Origin of the sequence: Oscillatoria sp. HE19RPO (assembly GCF_024220515.1) — a bacterium.
GTDB lineage: Bacteria > Cyanobacteriota > Cyanobacteriia > Cyanobacteriales > Laspinemataceae > Laspinema.
This window is the reverse complement of the sequence record NZ_JAMXOT010000054.1, coordinates 1-20823: the sequence shown is the minus strand read 5'-3', so window position 1 is coordinate 20823 and position 20823 is coordinate 1. Positions and strand designations below refer to the sequence as shown.

The following is a 20823-nucleotide window of genomic DNA, read 5'->3' as shown; positions in this document are numbered from 1 at the left end:
GCAATGCTTGCGCCCTCCGGAGGGCGCAAGCATTGCGCCCCTACTACTCCGTTGATCCTACGAATGAACGTTTTGGAGATTTTATTTTTTGGAGTTCCCTAATCCCTTCAACACCCAGGTGAAGCAGTGTTCACCTTACTCCTACTTCCCCAGTTTTAGAAGTCATCGCCCGATCGCACCCAAAAATGATCTGCTAGCAGCGAAATTCTGAGGATTTTGTAGCCCATTACACCGCAATCGCCTCGACTCTTCCGATACTATCCCAAAATTAGACAAATTGTAGCTATATTTGTGGGTGCATCGGTATGAAAAACGTTGATGTGAGGGAAAAAATCTGTGCAAATCCAGGAAAGTTCGGTCACGAACCTAGAAAATTCTCAAGATGTCACATTGAGTACCCATGATCACAATCCGGTGACGGCAACGGTGGTGCAAACCCTGTGCAGCTATGTTCCCGCACATTTGGTCGATCGCTGTTTAGCCCATGCCGAAATTCCCCAAACGCCCCTGCTGGAGAAATTCCCGGCTGCTGTGCTGTTTGCCGATATCTCCGGGTTTACGGCCCTGACGGAACGATTGGCAGAACGGGGGGCCTCGGGGGTGGAAGAACTGACGAAGCATCTAAATGCCTATTTCGGACAATTAATTGCCTTGATTAGCGATCGCGGGGGGGATATCGTTAAGTTTGCTGGGGATGCCATGTTAGCCTTATGGATTGCCCCAGATGGCGATTTAGCCACCCAAACTGCCCGCGCTGCTCAATGTTCCTTAGATATTTTGCAAAACCTCCGCACTTATATCGCCGATGATATTTACCTCACCCTGCATCTGGGGATTGCTGCTGGGGAAATGATGGGATTGCACGTTGGGGGGTCAGGCGATCGCTGGGAATTCCTTGTCGCTGGGGAACCCCTGGCACAGATGGCAAGTGCAGAAGTTGCCGCACAAAAAGGGGAAGTCTGTATCTCGCCTCAAGGTTGGGCATTAATTCGCGATCGCTTTATCGGGACCACCGTAGAATCAGGAAATATCCGACTCGATGGCGCAATTGCCGAACAGATTCCCACCCCTAACCGCACTTGTAACCTCGTTTCCCTCACCTCACCCGATGAACTGGCAGCATCCGTGAGTTGCTATGTAGATGCCTCCGTCAAAGCTCGACTCGCCGCGAGTCAAACTGAATGGTTGGGGGAACTGCGTCAAGTTACCGTCATCTTTCTCAATTTGCCCGGTTTAGATTACAATCGCCCCGATGCTTTAGCCAAAGTTCATGAATTTGTCGGCTTAATTCAAACCCTATTAGCCCGCTACGAAGGCACTGTAAATAAATTCCTCGTCGATGACAAAGGCAGCACTTTAATAGCTGTGTTTGGACTGCCTTTATTTTCCCATGAAGATGATGCCGAACGGGGTGTATTGGCAGCGATAGAAATTCGCGAACAGTTGCGCGCTTGGGGATGGCATCCCAAAATTGGAATTACCACGGGAAGGGCGTACTGCGGGACCGTAGGCAGCGAAGTGCGGCGAGAATTCACCGCCATTGCCGATGTGGTGAATCTCTCTGCGCGACTGATGCAGGCAGCTAACGATGAGATTCTCTGTGATTTGACCACCAAATCCCTGGCATCGGGACGAGGGCGAGTGCGATTTCAATCCTTGCCCAAAATTCAAGTCAAAGGGAAAAAAGCGCCGGTCAAAATCTATCGACCCTTAGAAGTAATTGGAACAGAACGACCCGGTTGGGAATTCAACAAATCCCCGGGTAATTTGATGGTGGGACGGCAAAAATTGCGCCAGTCTCTGGCGGATAAATTGGAGCAATTGCGCCAGGGAAAAAATGGAGTGGCAATTATATCGGGAGAACCGGGTATCGGCAAATCCCGAGCGATTTCTGATTTGCTCGATCGCGCTGAGGCAGAACAGATTACCTACCTAATCGCGGCGGGGGAACCTGTGGAAAAATCTACCTCCTATTATGCTTGGCGATCGGTCTTTAGTCAACTGTTAGATTTGAATTTTATCACGGAGCGAGAAGCGCGCCGCCAGCAAGTGCGAGATTTGCTCTGCGACGATCCGGAACTGTGGGAACTCGCCCCCTTGCTCAATGCTGTGGTTTCCTTGGAGTTGCCGGAAACCGATGTCACAAAAGAATTAAGCCCGGATGTCCGTTCGGCAAAGACGCGGGATTTGTTGGTGAGACTGGTGCAAGATTCGGCGCGGCGATCGCCTAAATTACTGATTATTGAAGACGCTCACTGGTTGGATTCGGCATCTTGGGCGTTGACCCTGCAAGTGAGTGAGCAGGTAACGCCGTTATTGATGGCGATCGCCTCTCGTCCGATGGGGGATGACAGTCCCCCAGAATACGCGCAATTACTGGGCAATCCCTATACCGAACATTTCCCCCTGAATGCCTTGCCGACGGAAGAGGCGATCGCCTTGGCTTGCCTGCGTCTCGGGGTTGCTCACCTTCCCGATGCCGTGGCACAATTCATCGGTTCTCAAGCCGAAGGCAATCCCTTTTTTACTGAGGAACTGGCTTATGCTTTGCGCGATTCAGGCTTAATTCTGATTGACGATGGCACTTGTACCTTAGCGCCTGGGGTGGAGGATTTACACGCTTTAAATTTGCCGAATACGATTGAAGGGATTGTCACCACGCGGATCGATCGCCTCTCTGCGGCACAAGAACTGACCCTGAAAGTGGCAAGTGTGATCGGGCGAGTGTTTGCCGAATCCGTGGTGCAGGACATTCATCCCATCGCCGAGGATAAAGATCAGATTGCCTTGTATCTGGATGCGCTCGATCGCTTGGATATGACGCCGCGAGAACAATCAGAATTAGAACGCTCTTATATTTTCAAACATATTATCACCCAGGAGGTGGCTTATAATTTGATGCTATTTGCCCAACGGCGACAGCTTCATGAGGCAGTAGCGCATTGGTACGAACGGGTTTATAGCCATGATTTAGGCCCGTTTTACCCCACCCTGGCTCATCACTGGAGTAAGGCAGAGGTTGCCGAAAAGGCGATCGCCTATTTAGAGAAAGCGGGAGAACAAGCCTTATATAATTATGCCAATCAGGAGGCGGCGCTGTTTTACCGACAAGCGATCGAATGGCTGCAAACCCTACCGGAAACTCCCGAAGAATTAGCCCGAGAATTAAATTTGCAAGTCGCTCTGGCTTCAGCACTGGTGATTATCAAAGGGTATGCCTCGCCGGAAGTCAAACCCGTGTACGATCGCGCCCGATATCTCTGTCAACGGGTGGGAGATACGCCCCAGTTGTTCTCGGTGCTGCATGGCTTGGCAGGGTTATATATCATGGGAGGAGATTTTTATAGCCTTTTAAAAGTTTGCGATCGCCAACAGCAACTCGCCGAAAAGTTCCAACAGCCGGAAATGATTCTGGAGACAAATCTAGCTTATGGGGATGCTTATTTAAGTTTGGGGCAGTTAAGCCGAGCACGCACCTATTTCGAGATATCCATGTCACTATATAACCGCGAACAATTTGGTTATTTAGCCTTTCTGTACGGACATGATCCCGGGGTAGCGGCTTTGTCTTTAAATGCTTGGACAATGTGGCTGTTGGGTTATCCAGATACGGCTTTAGAACTCATCCAAGAGGATGTGACTCACGCTCGCATTCTTGCTCACCCTCATAGTTTAGCCTATGCCTTAGCATTTGCCGCAACAGTGCATCAATTTCGGGGCGAAATTCCCCAACTCTGTGAATTTGCATCGGAAACACTGGAGATTTGTCAGGAACATGGGTTCCCCCTGTGGATGCCGATGGCAAGGATTGTTCTGGGATGGGTCGATGCCGTTCAGGACAATAGTGAACAAGCCATTGGTGAGATGTATCGGGCATTAGAAGATTATCAAGCCTTGGGGTTTTTGCTATGGTTGCCCTATTATCGCACGTTAGTGGCGGAGGGTTTATTCAGAGCAAGGCAGTGGCGGGAATGTCAGCAGGTATTAGAGTCAGCGCGATCGCTGGTTTTAAAAACCGAGGAAGGCTGGTATGAAAGTGAGGTGATGCGGATAGCGGGAGAATTGCTGTGGCAGGGGGAGAGGGAGGCATCCACCGAGGCGATCGCCTTTCCCGAGGGGTATTTTCCCCAGACTCCAGAAGCCTGTTTTGAGGAGGCGTTAAACATGGCGCGATCGCACCAAGCCAAATCCTTGGAACTACGCGCCGCTTTATCCTTAGCGAGACTGTGGCAGGAACAGGGTAAAATTACAGAGGCAGACCAGCTTCTATCCGAGATTTATGGCTGGTTTAAGGAAGGATTCGAGACAGCGGACCTGAAGGCGGCTGAGAGGGTGCTGGCATCCTTAAAAAGCAGTTAACCCCAGGTGAGAAATGTCTAGCTTATGTGGGGTTTCAATGAGCGTTGGCAGCGCGCCAAAGCGGCGAATGGATTGGCGTTGCACATATATGGTATGATAAGGGGGCAGGGACCTACCCCCAGAGAATATGATTGGTCCTAAGTGTCAGTCCACCAATATCAGTAAAAATGGCTTGAAGAGAGGAAAACAAAACCATATATGCTGCGTACTGTGGTCGTCAATTTATCGACGTCTATTCTCCCATCGGTTATCCTGATGAAGTCAAACGACAGTGTTTGCATCTCTATGTTGAAGGAAATGGATTTCGACGATAGAACGGCTGATGGGAGTTTGTCATAACACGGTTATTAATGGGGTAAAAGCCTCTGGCGAGAGTTTACCACCTGACCCTGATTATGAAGAAATACCTGAAGTCTCTCAAGTTGATGAGTTACAGAATTATGTGGCTAAAAAAAACATAAATCCTGGGTTTGGACGGCTGTAAACAAAAGACTTCCAGGGATTTCAGCTTTTGTTGTCGGGGATAGATCGAAAGAAACATTTAAACCCTTATGGAAAATAATTCGAGGCTGGGAATGTTTTTTTATGTGATCGATGGCTATGCAGTTTACCCTCAATTTATTGATGAACTTGACCCTATATTTACCAAGCCCTACATGACTCGGTTAGAAGGAGAAAACACGCGATTAAGACATTATCTAGACCGCCTCCAGAGACAAACTTTATGTGACTCAAAGTCTGTAGAAATATTAACGCCGCCTATCCCCAATTCTAACAAGCGTTTCGGGACCTCACCTTGAGACCCTGAACGATTTACTATAAAGCTGATCTATCTATCTTTCTTTCTTTCTTGGGCTATTTTTCTAGTATGGCTTGAAATTCAACTTATGTCATAACTTGTCATAAATATTTAAACAATCGGTTTTAAAAGGTTAGAAAAATGCAAGTCTTAAAACTTTCTGTAAAACATGAGACCTAAAACCCGATTGAATGGAGTTAAATTTGCGCTAAAAGATTGGGAATGAACTCCCCCTCCGTTGAGAGGCGATCGCCCAGAAGGAGACCCACAGGACGCGGAAATATCGCGCCATCTAGGGAAAAGAAAAGTCCGAATATCGCCAGCAGTGAAACCCGGGGATTTTTTTTGTCAATACTTGCCCGGTTTGAATTCCAACAAAGCCGCGAAAAGTGCCGAGAATTAGCCTAAATCCGGTATCAATACCGGGAAAAATTGTGATAGGTTGAGTCGAATCTGGGGAGATTTACTCTCAGAGGACTGCTATATTAAAACAGGAATCAGACTAAATCCGGTTATCCAAGACCTAACCCTAGTCTTGTAGCCCGCGCAGGCGGGCTTTGTCCGTATAGCCCCACCCTTGAGGGTGTGGGTTTTTGCTACGAGTACGGGATTTGGAATCGGCATGAGCAAACTCAAAGGAGGTCAGGGCCGCCATGAATGGGAAAAAGACGAGTCACCTAAACGGGGAATCATTGACCAAGAAAGCACTCTCCATCGGGCTTTTGATGCTACCCTTGGCAGTTTTATTTTCGGCTTTGAGCGCCCAATCTCAACCGATTGTCCCGGCAACAGATGGGACGGGGACCGTTGTTACACCCGAGGGAACCCGTTATGATATCACTGGGGGTCAGCGGTCCTCTGATGGTCGGAATCTGTTCCATAGTTTTACTGAATTTGGGCTGAATCCTGCTGAGATTGCTAATTTTATTTCTAATCCAGAAATTATTAATATTTTAGGCCGAATTAATGGCGGCAATGCTTCTTATATTAATGGATTAATTCAGGTTACTGGCGGTGCCTCCCATCTCTATTTAATGAATCCTGCGGGGATGGTTTTTGGACCGAATGCCAGTCTGAATGTCCCAGGTTCGTTCCTCGCAACAACAGCAACGGGGATGGGATTTGATGAGGGATGGTTTCAGTCGGTGGGTGAAAATAATTATGCCAATTTAGTAGGAACTCCCAGGGTTTTTGCTTTTGAGACATTGCAGCCGGGAGCTATCATTAATTCCGGTAATTTAACCGTGGCATCGGGGCAAAATTTAACCCTGATTGGGGGAACGATTTTGAATCAGGGGACAGTCGCCTCACCCCAGGGAAGCATTACAATGGCGACGGTTCCCGGTGCGAGTTCGGTGCGCTTGTCTCAACCGAATCATCTCCTGAGTTTGGACATTTCTGCGCCATTTCCGATCGCACCGATCGCCTTACCCGCTTTACTCACTGGGGGGAATGCTTCCCATGTGACCGATGTTCGCATCAACCCCGATGGAACGGTGGAATTAATCAGTTCCGGACTGGGAATCGCCTCGGGAGATGTGGTAACGACTCAATCTCACGTATCTGGGGAGACGGTCTCCTTGTCGGCCCATGAAACTCTCACTTTAGTAGAAACCACCTTACAAACCACTGGGGATATGCAGTTGAGGGCTGGGGATACGGTGCGGGTGCGAGATAGCCTGGACCGGCCTTTTTTAGCCCAGACGGGGGGCAATTTGACCTTGCGAGGCGATCGCGCTATTGATATCTTAGCCTTGGATTCTATCCCTTCAGTGGATTGGGTGAAGTTTCAATTTGAACCCTTTCGCGCTGGGGGAGATATCACCTTAGTGAGTGAGGGGCCGATTTCCGGTGATTCTCACTTTGCATCCGGGGGAAATTTTGCGATTCGCACAGCTTCGGGAGAACCCGGAACCCTGATTAGTCTGTTTGACCCGATTGTGACTTCCAATGGGGATGTGACCTTTGGAGACTATACCGGCGCTTCCCTGAAAGTGGAGGCCGGGGGGAGCATTGTCGGAGTGAGTATTAATATCACCCAACCGGACACCACTCTGACGGGTTCCGATCCGGATATCCCCATTCTCACTAGCAGTCCCTCGGTGATTCTGCGCGCTGGGGAAGCGAATCTGTCTAATCCGGCCAATGTTCCCCCGGATCGGGCGATCGCCGATACCGTATTTTCTGCCAGTGAGAGTTTCAGCCGAGGCAGCATTACTGTTAACAATATTACCACCGCTGGCGGTCCGGCCATTCTCTCAGCGAGTAGCGATATTATTACCGGAAATCTCAACACCAATGGGGGGGATATTTCAGTTCTGAGTCGCACCGGAAATATTATTACTGCTGGGGAAGTGAACTCATTAGGAACCACGGTTAATGGCAATATTAACCTCGATGCAGGCAATACCCTCACTGTGGGGATTGTCAACAGTGGCAGCGGCAATATGACGCTTACGGGTAATGAAATTGATTTGAATGGCACAATTACTAGCACTGGAATTTTAACCCTACAACCGAGAAATCCTAACCAAAATATTGCCTTATCTGGTACCCGTGATAGCGGAAATACGGTTTTGGATCTGACGGTGGCAGATTTAGCTAACCTAGAGGATGGATTTAGTTCGATTATTATTGGGTCCGAAAATAGCACTGGACTGATTAGCATTGCTGGGGTTGTGGACTTCAGCGATCCGGTGACCCTGCGATCGCCCCAAGGACAAGGTGCAACGGATATCGCCGGAAATATCACTCTCTCAGATAATGCGACCCTGAATATCGATACCGCAGGCGCAACCTTCGTGAGTGCTGATGTCGTGACGGAAGGAGAACTGAGCTTTGGCAATATCTTTTTAAATGCTGATGTCACTTTTGCCGGAAGTAATATCATATTTAATGGCACAATCGATGGAGAACGCCAGCTGAGGGTCAGTTCGCCCTTGGGGACGGTGGCGGTGAACCAACCTGTTGGCAGTGAGGTTCCCCTCAGCAGTTTGGACATTGTGGCGGATGTCTTAACCCTATCCAGTGATATTGTTGCCCAAGGGAATATTATTCTGAATAGTGCGGTGATTTTGGGCAATGATATCCGCTTGAGTACCCTGACTCCGGGGAGTTTAATTACGTTTAATAATACCCTGAATAGTCAGGAAAATGCGGCACAATCTCTCACTCTAAATACCGCAGGGAGTATTATCTTTGCGCGGGAAGTGGGGGGTGGAGAAGGGGGTGGATTAGGGGCGATCGCCATTGAAGAAACCACCGAAATGACTGCATCTGAGCAGATTACAGCGGATAGTCTGACGGTGAACAGTTCCGGAACAATCGTCCTGGAAGATGTGAACCTCGGAGGGGAGAACTTCAATTCGACGACCCCGGTTTTAGAACTGAATGCCACGCAGCAAATTGCGGTAGGAAATGTTACCGCTAATCCGGGCCAAATCACGCTCACCAGTACCAACAGTTTTGTCACCACGGGGGATATGACTTCACCGGGAGGCAATCTGGAAGTTACTGCTGGACGAGAAATTACCACCGGCATCCTGAATACCTCGACAACTACGGGAACAGGAGGCGAAATTACTCTCACCAGTACCGCCAGTCGCATTCTGACCGAAGAGATTAATACCTCTGGATTATTTGGCGGGGGCAATCTCACTATTTCTACTTGTCAGTCGTGCCAAGGGATTGCTGGAGAACCCTTGGCACCGGGAATCCAAACGGGAACCATTGCCACCAATGCTACAGAACAAGCAGCAGGAGATGTCACCTTAACGGCCCCCGGGGATATACAAGTCCGGTCCATTCGCGCTGAGGGGAGTACCGGGGGAACTGCCGAAATTACCACCGGGCGCTTTTTTCGGGCAACGGATACCTTACTGGATGCCAATTCCCCCGATGCCAGCATTTCCACTGCTGGTTTAAGTGAGGAAGGGGAGATCAAAATTAGTCATGGCAGTGCGATCGCCCAAGCGCCATTTATTATCGGTGAAGCTGAACTCAATGGCACTCTAGCAGCGATTATGACTGCTGGAAATAATAGGATTGTCCCGGTGCAGTCCTTTCCCTTTTCCTTTACTCAAGGGAATATTTCTTTAGTCTCTGCTGCCACAGAACCTTCAGTCATCCGTCCCCCGGCACCGATTCCGATTCCTGAGTCGTCACCCTCCCTAAACTTGCCGGAAAACTTGTTACAAACTCAGCTAGAAAGACCCCCAGAAGCGCAACCTCTGATTCAGCTTGAAAGTCGCCAACTGGATAGTCGAATTTTACCCGAGGATCGGGTTGCAACCAACCGATTAAACCTAGATGATTTGCTGAATCAAGGGACTGACAATCTCGGGGCCACCATTGAGCAAATTGAAGGACTCCGACAATCTGAATTTGAAACCTATTTTAAAGAAGATTTGGGCGGAGACTCACTCTCCTATGAAGAAATTGTCCAAAGATTGCGCCAAATTTCCCAAGAAACTGGAACAAATCCGGCGATTGTTTATGTTTTATCCCGAGGCGATCGCCTAGATTTAATCCTAGTCACCCCCAATGGTCAACCCATCCACCGGATTATTTCCGAAGCGAACCAAGAATACTTATTATCCACCGCTCGCAATTTATTGACCCAAGTTACGGACCTCAAACGATTAAATACTCAAACCTATTTACCACCGGCGCGACAACTGTATCAATGGCTGATTGCCCCCATTTTTTCAGAATTAGAAGCCCAAGAAATTGACACCATTGCCTTTTCAATGGACCCGGGATTACGAACCCTTCCGATTGCCGCCTTACATGATGGAGAGCAGTTTTTAGTCGAAAAATATCGTCTGGGCTTAATTCCCAGTGTGAACTTAACCGATACTCGCTATCAGGATATCCGGAATTTTCCCATTTTAGCAATGGGAGCATCAACGTTTAGTAACTTACCCAATCTGCCAGCGGTTCCGTTGGAATTAGAAGCGATTATTCAAACGTTAGAGAACGGACAAGCCTTTTTGAATGAAGAATTTACCTTAGAAAACCTCAAATTTCAGCGCGCATCTCAACCCTTTCGGTTAGTCCATTTAGCCACTCACGGGCAATTTAATGCCGGTGACCCTAGTGAATCTTATATCCAGCTTTGGGACGGACCTTTAAACTTACAGGAAATGCGGGATTTAGAATGGAACAATCCGCCGGTGGATTTGTTGGTTTTAAGTGCTTGTCGCACGGCGATCGGCAGTTTAGAAGCGGAGTTAGGGTTTGCGGGATTAGCGGTGAGAATTGGCGCAAAAACTGCCATCGCGAGTTTGACTTACGTCAGCGATGAAGGCACATTAGCTTTGATGACAGAGTTCTACCAGAATCTAAAAACCGCACCCATTAAAGCAGAGGCGCTGCGACAGGCACAGATTGCCATGTTGGAGGGAAGAGTGCGCTTTGAAGGCGATCGCCTCTTCTCTGAATCCGCCAATTTTTCCCTGCGTTCCGATGGCATCAACGAAAATCAAACCCGGGATTTTAAACATCCCTATTTTTGGTCAGTGTTTACTCTGATTGGCAGCCCTTGGTAATTTTGGATTACAATACAATGGCAATCAAAAATTCAGGGTTTTAAACCGATGGAATTCATTCAATTAGGAAACAATGGACCAACCGTACCGACCCTTGGTATTGGTGCTTGGTCCTGGGGAGATACCCTATTTTGGAACTATGGCAAAGATTACGGGGCCACTCAGGTTCAGGAAGCGTTTCATGCTGCTGTCGAGGCGGGAATTACCTTTTTTGATACCGCAGAAGTCTATGGATTAGGTAAATCTGAACAGCTTCTCGGTCAATTCATTCAGCAAACAGAAACCCCGATTCAAGTTGCGACAAAATACGGTCCTTTACCCTGGCGGTTTACGGCTGAATCCGTTGCTGAAGCGATTACCGCTAGTCTCGATCGCCTGCAATTAACCCAAGTTACGCTGTATCAAGTCCATTGGCCTTTTACCTTTTTAATGAGCCAAGAAACCTTGATGAATGCTTTAGCTGATGAAGTAGAAAAAGGCAGAATTCAAACCATTGGCGTCAGCAATTATTCTGCCGACCAAATGCGAGAAGCTCATGGTGTTTTATCCAAACGCGGCATTCCTTTAGCGGTCAATCAGGTGCGTTATTCTTTATTATCTCGGGAGGTAGAAACCCAGGGAATTATCAAAACTGCCCGGGAATTAGGAATCACAATTTTGGCCTATAGTCCCCTCCAACAAGGATTACTCACGGGCAAATATACCCCCGACGGTCCCCAACCCAGCGGACCTCGCCAGTGGGATTCCCGGTTCAAACCGGAGGGATTACGGAAAATTGCTCCGGTTTTAGATTTGTTGCGCCAATTCGGTCAAAACTATGGCAAAACTCCCGCTCAAGTTGCCTTGAATTGGTTGATTGCTCAAGGGGGTATCATTCCCATTCCTGGGGCTAAAAATGCTGAACAGGCACGACAAAATGCTGGTGCTGTGGGATGGCAATTAACGGCGAATGAAGTGGCGCAATTGGAACAAGTGACTCGTCCTTGGTTATAACGTAAATTTGGCCATTCTTGGGATATCAAGTAGGGGTTTGGTCCCCAAACCCAAGAGAGGATTTGGGGACCAAACCCCTACCGTTGCAATTATTTTGACAATCAATAGTGGCAACGAAATTGAAACAATTCCCATGCCATTGTAGGGGTTGGGGTTCCCAACCCAACCGTTGCTAAATTTGACTGGGAGACTCAGAATTAGGTTCAGAGGGGACTACATTCAGCGGAGGTAAAAGGGTCGATTCAAAGAAGTACACCCGATCGCAATAGCGATTTTGAGTAGAACAAACGGTTTCAATGGCAACATGACTGACATCGGTCAGATTTAGAGATAAAGAAACTTGCTCTCCGGGACTCAGGGTATGGGATACCTCCCGCACTCCATCTAAATAAATATTGACCGCATTCGGCGGACTCCCTCGGTCATTGTCGCGCATTCCAAATTCTAATAACAGGGATTCAAATTGACCCGCTTGTTCTCCAATCCGACAAGTTACTGAGACTTCTCGACTTCCGGGTCCTAAAAAGAAATAAGAACGATAGACTTTTCTCCCGACGGATATATCTAAGGTTTCTTCTTGCGATCGCCCGGGTCCATTGGTGACACATTGAGTATCAAATAAAAACAAGGGAACGGGTTCGCGAGCGTTGACAAGGGGTTGGATCCAAGGTGCGATCGCCACCGAGAGGATTCCCGCGCTCATCAGTTGATTGATGAAGAATCTATTTTGCATTGAGGGACAAACCACTAAGGGGTTTTGTATCCTATCATAACCAATTTTGCCCCCGAATGTGGCACTGACTCTCGGAATTTTTTTCCGTTGTTTTGGGTATGACTCCATCCGGATTCTGTAGCATCTAGCTTACCGATGCACCCGTTTCAACCGGATTAACGGGAGTAGAGATGCGATCGCACCCCTACTCCCGAGATGGTTTTTGGGGTATCGGGGATTTACCGCTTGGTCGTCCAGACTGTGGTAAACATCATCAGCATCCCCCCGACAAAAATCCCGACTGCCAGCAGTCCGGCCACTACATTAAAAATCCCTTCTGCGTTTTCCATTGGGTGCACTATCCTTTACAAGAATTTACAACTTTCTTATTTTTACCATACCTCAATTTTTGATAAATTTTATCTATCATTCGTCTAATATCAAAGTCAATATGCTAGAGTAAACCTAGGCCAATTTCTTAGTAACACTTAGCACAAAACAATTTCATAAGTTTATAATGTTTGATCTGATTTGCGAATTTTCTCGAAGCCACTGTATTGCAATTTGCGCGTTTTTGGTTCCGGCTAACTTACTAGCCACCTTACAAACTCTGATTTTTATGGGACTCGGAACCCCGAAACTCCAGATTCGGGTGATGGCCGCGATCGCCAGTTTTTATGCCACGGTCATGATCTTGCACGTTGTTAGCTGGTTCCTGGTGGGCGTAGTCATGGCTCCTACCTATATCTTGCTGGCTTTAGCCAGTTTGTGCCTGAGCATCAATATCTGGGGGATTGTTCATTCTCCGAGAGTAATTCCGTTACTCCGACGCATCTAAGGGCGGGATTCCCTTCGGATTCCCCGGACTTCCCCCACTCGTGATACCCTAGCCGTGGTATCTTACCATTCACCGCAGCGGCGATCGCCGCAATCGGATGAATGGTTTTAAAGGATTAGGACTAACAAGCACCCATGAAAGAAAAACTTTTAAATTGGCTGAACCTGTTTTTAGTGGCCGATGTATTTTTCGTATTGTTAAGCTTTGTTTGGTTTGCGATCGCCGTCGTGGGACGCTCCACTGGCGTCAATCTTGGCCTAGATCTCTGGCATCAACTCTGGCAACCTGTGTTTAATCCAGCCATTGGCATTTTAATGGCCGGTGCGCTGTTGAGTGGATTAACCAGTTGGATTTCTAAGCGGTTAAATAAAGCCCATTAAAGAGTAGGCGATCGCCCCTGCGCCTATCGGATGAACTCCACCAACTCGGGGGCGATCGCCACTTGAATACCGGCCTTTCTTCCGTCCCCATACTGTTAGCCGAACCCAGGATTTAATCGCTTTCAGTTTTTTTACGGAGTTGGTATTTTTTTGAAAAATCTGTTATAGTATTTCTAGGTAAATACCCCGAGAGTTTCAACCCTTGATAACTCTCCCCCTCAACTTAATGAGGGTCCGCAACCTACCCCCATTCCGAACCTAGAAAATTAATCCAGAAACAGCAAATTTCACCCGTAACCCTTTCTGCTGATGATGCAGAAATAGGACTGGCTTAGGGGCTCGCTGATTTAAAACTTGAAAAGATAGCCCAACCTCAGACAATGGACCGCGCTTAAAATTAAGCCGATTTAAGGCCCCTGATGAAGATTCACAGATAGGCACGCCACCGATTGATGAGACCGCACCCTAGGAAACCATAACTTTCAACCGAAGTGGGTCGTCAAAACCGAAAGAAATTTAGCAAGCCTTCAGATGAGATTGAAAGCGCGTTTGGGGACGTAAATCCGAGCGATTGATCGGAGTTTCAGAAGGCTTACGTTTTTGCTGTTGAATCGGAATTTCAATGAGAAATTCCGTGCCTTCGTCAGGGGTCGAGAGACATTGCAATTGTCCGCCATGTTTTTCCACCACGATGTGATAGGAAATGGACAAACCTAACCCCGTCCCTTTGCCTACAGGTTTGGTGGTAAAGAACGGATCGAACAATCGTTGCCGCACTTCCTCGCTCATTCCCGGACCATTATCGGAAATTTTAATCAGCAGACGGGTTTCATCGCGATCGCCATTCGCCGAACTCTTTTCCACCAATTCCGTTGCTATTTTAATTTGGGGCGAGATTTTAGGAATAGACCCGGATCCTTCCCCGGTGGAGTCGGACAATTCAGAATGCAGCACTAAAAATTTAGAACTTTCTTCAATCGCATCAATGGAATTGCTGATAATATTCATAAACACTTGGTTGAGTTGTCCGGCATAGCATTCAATCTGCTCGAAGTCGCCGTACTCTTTAACCAATTCAATTCCTGGAAATGCCGATCGCGCTTTCAGGCGATTTTGCAAAATCAGCAGGGTACTATCAATCCCTTCATGAATATTCACTCGCTTCATTTGCGCCTCATCCAACCGCGAGAAATTCCGCAAGCTCATCACAATTTCGCGGATGCGATCGGTTCCCAACTTCATCGAAGAGAGGAGTTTGGGTAAGTCTTGACTCAAAAACTCTAGATCAATTTCCTTTTGGTACTGAGTAATCTCTTCTGCCGGATTGGGGTAATTTTGTTCATAAAGTTCCATCAACCCCATTAAATCTTGGATATAGCAACTGGCGTGATCGATATTTCCGTAGATAAAGTTAACCGGATTGTTAATTTCATGAGCCACCCCAGCTACCATTTGACCCAAACTCGACATTTTTTCCGTTTGAATCAGTTGGGATTGAGTCTGCTTGAGTTGTTGGAGGGTCCTCTCAAGTTGGTGGGTTTGTTCTCTAAGTTGCGCCTCAGATTTTTGCAATGCTTCCAGTGCACGCACCCGGGAGGTAATATCCCGCAGGGACGCCATCATCGCTTTTTCCCCTTCCCATTCGGTTTCTACAATTCGCATCTCAGCGATCGCATCGTCTTGACCTTGGCGTAAAATCTCCACTTGCGTTTGCACCACTCTGGTGCTATCGCGATCGCTATCTCCCACCCGCTGAATAATTTCCGTCCCGATTTGACCCCCCTGGATTTCAAAAACCCGAGTGCCAAACACTTCTTTCCCCAGCAGAGCATCCGCTGGACATGACAGCAAACATTCCGCAGCGCGGTTAATAAAGCGGACCAGTCCCTTGCCATCAACGATGATAATGCCATCGGCCAATTTATCGATGACATTCCGAAACCGGATTTCACTGGCGGCGAGTTGTTGCTGGAGTTCCTGTACTTCAGCTTGTTCTCTATACTGGGATTGAAGTGTGGTTAACATAGCTAATAACTTCCTGTACTTAAATATTTCCGCACAATTGCACTCTGTGGCCCCGGGCTTTACTTTTAAACAATTTCTCTAATTAGCAAAGGCCTGATTCTGGTGATGGAATCGGTGAAGCATCTAACCCTTCCGGGTCCGGCTGTACTAACTGAGGGGCTTCCCCTGGGGCGATCGTAAAATTCTCTGAGACTGGGTTGCTGAAAACTCGGTTTTCCGGATATTCCTTTCGCTTCGTGAGTTCTCCTTTGGGACTCTACTGGGCATCAGTGGAGTGACAAGCTTTTCCTTTCTTCATCTGATCAGCATCCCTTTAACAACTTGAGATCTGTGACTCGTGAATTCTGAGAAAGTTTTGACTTCGCCTACCTCTGGGGCAACCCGATTTTAGATATCTTCCTCCTTTGTAGCTGATACTTGACTGATGTTTTGTTTTATAGATCACTTTCCACACTTTTTAAGTATCTCTTAATACTTTTTCTGAAAACACGGGCTAGGGAATCGAAGCTGAACGCGAGAGGTCATAAAACTTAATACAAAAGTTACATTTTTTCATGGTTTGACCCAGGCTGATTCCAGACTTTTAGGGGCTGGTAAACCGAATAGCGATTCTCCCGTAAAGAAGCTGGGCAAAGGGGGATGAAGTCCAGCCGTTGCTATATTTTTTTGAGAAAAACCAGTGACTCTGATCTCGGAAAGCATCCAGGAGACCTGCCTTACTCTGATTTAATCCAGCATTATTCCTCAACTACAGAATAAAACTTCGGTCCTCAACCTGAGAATAGACTCAGAAGCATTGAGGGAAAAAGTGACAATCTACTCGGATTCAGTCAGCAAATATTCCTAATTCATCAGGGTGAACTCCCCAGAAAATCAAGATAATCAGCCCTGAGCGAGAGTAGGAAACTCCTCGTGAACCGTTCGGGTACATCAGTGGTAAAAACCAATGAGTTCGAGGATACGGGAGAAGCTTAAAAGTTCCCCAAGGGATACGAGCAATGGAGTGAGAAGTTTGAATGGACCACCCTGAAAACAGTAACAAGATGAGGAGGTTCTTCTTTTGAGGCCGGGGTGTGGATCATTACCTAGTTTAGGCATCGGATTCCCCGATGGATTTAGATCATGGGATCCGAAGGCATTCAATAGCAGCGATCCCCGCAGAACCCCCGTAAAAACGGAGACTGTTCTACATCAAAGGTTCCCCCACCGCAGAAAAGTGTGAGAGTTGTCTTGGGTTGTGGAATGGGGCTAGAGAGCCGAGGGCAGAGGGGCTGATTCATGTCCCGCTGCCTGGTGAAATTCCGGAAATAATGCCGGAAAAATAGTTTACGATTTCTTTACAGAGACTGATTTTTTCTTTATCGTTTCTTTGCATTGAGATCAAGTCAGTTCACCGCTCCCCGGTAGCGGGTAAACATCCAGTGGGATGATCAAAAACCCAGGGAGAAGAGTGTGGATTGGAGGATTTCTTTTCCAGGGGAGAAGCCCGTTCCCTGGGTCTATCCAGGCCCAAAAAGACCCGGTTAGGTTGAGCGGACCGAGTGACCGCAGCCCGGGGCGATCGCCTCGGATTGGGTTCCCGCTTTATTCGTTAGGATTCCTTGACATCAAGGGTCTTTTTTTGATATCATTAGGTATTTTCAACTCGGCTTTTCTTCCAGTACAAATTTAACGTGCCTCTGCAACGCAGGAGTTGTCCTCTGCCTTGATCCTTGACCCAGCCCGAGTGACTTTTACCAAAAGTTAATTTTTATTAAATAGTTAAAAAAAAATCAACAAAAAAGACATACTAGATGATAGGAGAGGATGAAAGAGGGAATAAAACGGTCGGCTATAACTATAGCGCTCGGGAAAATACCTTCCCTAAAATTGACAACGATGGCTGGATCTGCGCTTTTTTAAAATTAGTCCTTAATCCGTAATTTCCCCCGATCGAGTGGGAGTGATTTCCCGTAAAATTAACTCAGGACCGGGGAATCCAATCCAGGATAAAAAGCTCCAGTCCAGTCAGAAAGACTGGCCGTTTCTAATTTGGGGAGGGGTACCTTCAAATGAAAGGACCAGTGCCAAGTCACAAACCAATCAAAAATAACCGGAGGGATCAATGGTCAATCGGCCTTTCCAGGACCCTGGCCTGGAAGGAGCGCGGAGGATGGATCTCTCAAAGTAGCGACAGCCCTGGGGCCGTCCGTTTTTTGATGGCGGGAAATCAAGCGGCATTGAAGGCGATGGGAGGTGATTCATCCTCGATGATTCCATTTGTGGTAAAACTGTCCATAATAGGCCGAGCAGTCAAGCAAAAGCCAAAACATTGGGTTGATACTGGGGTGGCGATCAAAAGCATCTGGGAGTTGATCGAGAGTTACAGGGGTCCAACTCTGGAGGAACACCATTTAGAAGTGGTCTCAGATAGAAACGGTTCTCCGGTTGTGGATCAAACCTTACGCAATTACGTCAGTTTGATACATTCCGAGGACTGTAACCGAGTTGATCCGGAGATCGGAGACCCTTTGATTCTGCCGCGTGGGTTTTCCTGGGACTGGGGCAGAATCCCAGGGGATGGCATCGGGGAATGGGTGTGTCGTCAGCGACGATCGGCTAAATGGCGATCGCCAGTGCAGAATGTTGGGTCCTGGGGTAGAACTCCTGTACATAGATGGAATCGTCATGGATAAAACGAGTAACACCAAGTCCTGTGATCCTCAACCACCAGATGCCAAGATGGTCAGGACCTCTAATGATACCTGTGCGATCGCCTGGGGGGAAGATCTAAAAAATGTGGGTTATTTTCGACTGGATCGCGAGTGGAATTTTACCGAAATCAACCCTCAGGGTGAAGAAATTTTAGGCAAACCCAGGCATCTTTTAGTCGGTAGAAATATTTGGCAAGAATTAGGCCAATGGAATCAGTCTCAATTGATAGAGGAGTACCGACGCGCCCTCGGTGAGGCACGGACGGTCACAAGTCAGGCATTTTATCTGGGACGGTGTTTAAAAATGCAAGCCTACCCAAACTCCGAAGGTTTATCCGTGTATTTCCAAAATGTGACCCCCCAAAACCAACTCGAAGACACTCCCCTGCATAGCAGTCGCCTCTATGGGTTTAGTGCTCAGATTGGCCGAATCATCGCCAACGGAGGACCCTTAGAAACCCTGTTCCCGCCGATCGTGAGGGCGATCGTGGAGTATTTAGAAGCCACCTCCGCCGGAGTTTGGACCTTGAATCCTGCCCTCAAAGAACTAGAGATGCGATCGACTGTTGGGATTCCCCTAGATCAGGAACTGTTCCCCGATCGCATTCCCCTAGGACAAACCCAAATTGGCACCGTCGCGCAAACCCGCAAAACTTACACCGGCTGTTTAATTCGCCAAAAAGAACGAGGCAAAAACGACAGCTTAGAAAATTGTGAACTCCACCCCGATTGCTTGCTGCAACCCCTAGTCATCGATGACCAGATTTGTGGCGTCATGGCCGTCGTCATCGAGAATGGGGTCAGCGAACCCGTCCAAAACCTCTTACTCTGGTTGTCAAGCACCTTAGCCCTAGCCATCGATCGCGATCGCACCCGCGAAGCCCTCCTCTCCCGTCGTGAAGGCTTGCTATTCCGCCTTGCCAGTCAGATTCGTAACTCCCTCGACCTCGACACCATCCTCGAAACCGCCGTCACCGAAATTCACTCCCTCTTACAAATTGACCGCTGTCACTTTTTGTGGTATCTGCCTCATCCGCTTCAGCCCAGTCTCACCGTCACCCATGAATCGCGATCGCCCGACAAAAAAAACCTCCTGTGCGAATACCCCGCCTCCCTCAGCGGCCCCCTCACCCAGAAAATTCGCGACCTCGAATCCTTGCGAAGCGATCGCCTCGATACCAGCGCCGACCTAGACGACAAAACCCGCAGCCTCTTCTGTGACATGGGCATTGTCTCCGTCCTCCTCCTCCCCTTAGAAACCCGTTCCGGTCAACTCGGGGCCGTCGTTTGTAGCCATAGCGAACCCCGCCCCTGGACCGATAGCGAAATCGAACTCCTCCAAGGCGTCGTAGACCAACTCGCCCTGGCGATCGACCAAGCCGAACTCTACGCCCAAACCCACGCCGCAGCCCTCGCCGCCCAAACCCAGGCCCAACAACTCAGCGTCGCCCTGCAAAACCTCAAACAAACCCAAGCCCAGTTAATCCAAACCGAGAAAATGTCCAGCTTGGGACAAATGGTCGCAGGCATCGCCCACGAAATCAACAACCCCGTTAACTTCATCACCGGCAACCTCGTCCATGCCAACAACTACACCCAAGACCTGCTGCACCTAATCGAAGTCTATCAAGAACTCTACCCCAATCCCGCCCCTGAAGTTCTCGAAGTCTCCGAAGATATCGACCTCGACTTCCTCCTCGAAGATCTCCCTAAAATCCTCGCCTCCATGCAGATGGGTGCCGATCGCATCCGTCAAATTGTCGTCTCCTTGCGCAACTTCTCTCGACTCGATGAAGCCGAAATGAAGCCCGTAGACATTCATGAAGGCATTGATAACACCCTCCTGATTTTGCACAACCGCTGGAAACCCAAAGGCAAAGACCCCGGCGTAGAACTCATCAAAGAATACGGAAAACTCCCCAAAGTGGAATGTTACGCCGGACAACTCAATCAAGTCTTTATGAACATTCTCACCAATGCAATGGACGCCCTAGAAAATCAAGGCGCGCCCCATATTATTACAATCAGCACCGACATCGCCAAAACCGATGCCCTCGGCAACCCCACCGAAGTCGCCATTCGCATTCGCGATAACGGACCCGGCATGACGGAAGAAGTTAAAAAACGCCTATTTGACCCCTTCTTTACCACCAAACCCGTAGGCAAAGGCACCGGACTGGGCCTCTCCATTAGTTATAAAATTGTCGTCGATAAACATGGCGGTGTACTCAAATGTGACTCAGAACCCGGTCAGGGTACTGAGTTTTTAATTCAAATTCCCGCTAAACAACCCTACGTTAAAAGTCGCTGCGCCTAATGGGAGATGTTCAACGTCCCGACTGAAGTCGTTATCCCTCTTCGTTCGTAGTAACGACTTCAAGGGATTGCAAAATATAAATCCTTCAAACGCTCAACTGAAAGAAAGGTATGTGTAGGGGCGCAATGCGCAGGCCCTCCGGAGGGCCTGCGCATTGC

At 48.2% G+C, this 20823-nt stretch carries 8 protein-coding genes and 1 pseudogene; 7 read left to right on the top strand and 2 right to left on the bottom strand.

Annotation, left to right across the window (positions count from 1 at the left end):
• The first annotated feature begins 336 nt into the window (after window positions 1-336).
• The 4 genes and pseudogenes from NG833_RS06220 to NG833_RS06205 all read left to right on the top strand — a co-directional run bounded on the left by NG833_RS06220 (window position 337) and on the right by NG833_RS06205 (window position 11700).
• Window positions 337-4359, top strand: coding sequence for an AAA family ATPase (locus NG833_RS06220; protein ID WP_254564444.1), 4023 nt, complete (start codon window positions 337-339; stop codon window positions 4357-4359).
• A gap of 127 nt (window positions 4360-4486) precedes the next feature.
• A pseudogene (locus NG833_RS06215) lies at window positions 4487-5159 on the top strand (IS1 family transposase).
• 691 nt (window positions 5160-5850) lie between these two features.
• Entirely contained in the window at window positions 5851-10707 is a 4857-nt protein-coding gene (locus NG833_RS06210) for a CHAT domain-containing protein (protein ID WP_254564443.1), read from the top strand.
• A gap of 48 nt (window positions 10708-10755) precedes the next feature.
• Window positions 10756-11700: an aldo/keto reductase gene (locus NG833_RS06205; RefSeq protein WP_254564442.1), complete on the top strand. Its 945-nt coding sequence runs from the start codon at window positions 10756-10758 to the stop codon at window positions 11698-11700.
• A 172-nt stretch (window positions 11701-11872) separates the two neighbouring features.
• Here the strand turns inward: NG833_RS06205 and NG833_RS06200 are convergent, their stop codons facing one another.
• Window positions 11873-12403 carry a hypothetical protein gene (locus NG833_RS06200; RefSeq protein WP_254564441.1) on the bottom strand — a complete coding sequence of 177 codons (531 nt, stop codon included), beginning with the start codon at window positions 12401-12403 and terminating at the stop codon, window positions 11873-11875.
• Window positions 12404-13031: 628 nt separating this feature from the next.
• Here NG833_RS06200 and NG833_RS06195 point away from each other — a divergent pair.
• Together NG833_RS06195 and NG833_RS06190 are read left to right on the top strand one after the other, a co-directional pair.
• Entirely contained in the window at window positions 13032-13250 is a 219-nt protein-coding gene (locus NG833_RS06195; RefSeq protein WP_254564440.1) for a hypothetical protein, read from the top strand.
• 134 nt (window positions 13251-13384) lie between these two features.
• Window positions 13385-13630 carry a hypothetical protein gene (locus NG833_RS06190; RefSeq protein WP_254564439.1) on the top strand — a complete coding sequence of 82 codons (246 nt, stop codon included), beginning with the start codon at window positions 13385-13387 and terminating at the stop codon, window positions 13628-13630.
• Window positions 13631-14146: 516 nt separating this feature from the next.
• Here the strand turns inward: NG833_RS06190 and NG833_RS06185 are convergent.
• Window positions 14147-15655: an ATP-binding protein gene (locus tag NG833_RS06185; RefSeq protein ID WP_254564438.1), complete on the bottom strand. Its 1509-nt coding sequence runs from the start codon at window positions 15653-15655 to the stop codon at window positions 14147-14149.
• A 2523-nt stretch (window positions 15656-18178) separates the two neighbouring features.
• Here NG833_RS06185 and NG833_RS06180 point away from each other — a divergent pair.
• The gene (locus NG833_RS06180) at window positions 18179-20665 is read left to right on the top strand and encodes an ATP-binding protein (protein ID WP_254564437.1); all 2487 of its coding nucleotides are present in this window, start codon (window positions 18179-18181) and stop codon (window positions 20663-20665) included.
• Window positions 20666-20823: the final 158 nt, after the last annotated feature.

Bases quoted from the DNA above. Each gene is read 5' to 3' on its own strand.
- NG833_RS06190 (WP_254564439.1), top strand. From the start codon at position 13,385: ATGAAAGAAAAACTTTTAAATTGGCTGAACCTGTTTTTAGTGGCCGAT.
- NG833_RS06185 (WP_254564438.1), bottom strand. From the start codon at position 15,655: ATGTTAACCACACTTCAATCCCAGTATAGAGAACAAGCTGAAGTACAG.
- NG833_RS06200 (WP_254564441.1), bottom strand. From the start codon at position 12,403: ATGAGCGCGGGAATCCTCTCGGTGGCGATCGCACCTTGGATCCAACCC.
- NG833_RS06205 (WP_254564442.1), top strand. From the start codon at position 10,756: ATGGAATTCATTCAATTAGGAAACAATGGACCAACCGTACCGACCCTT.
- NG833_RS06195 (WP_254564440.1), top strand. From the start codon at position 13,032: ATGGGACTCGGAACCCCGAAACTCCAGATTCGGGTGATGGCCGCGATC.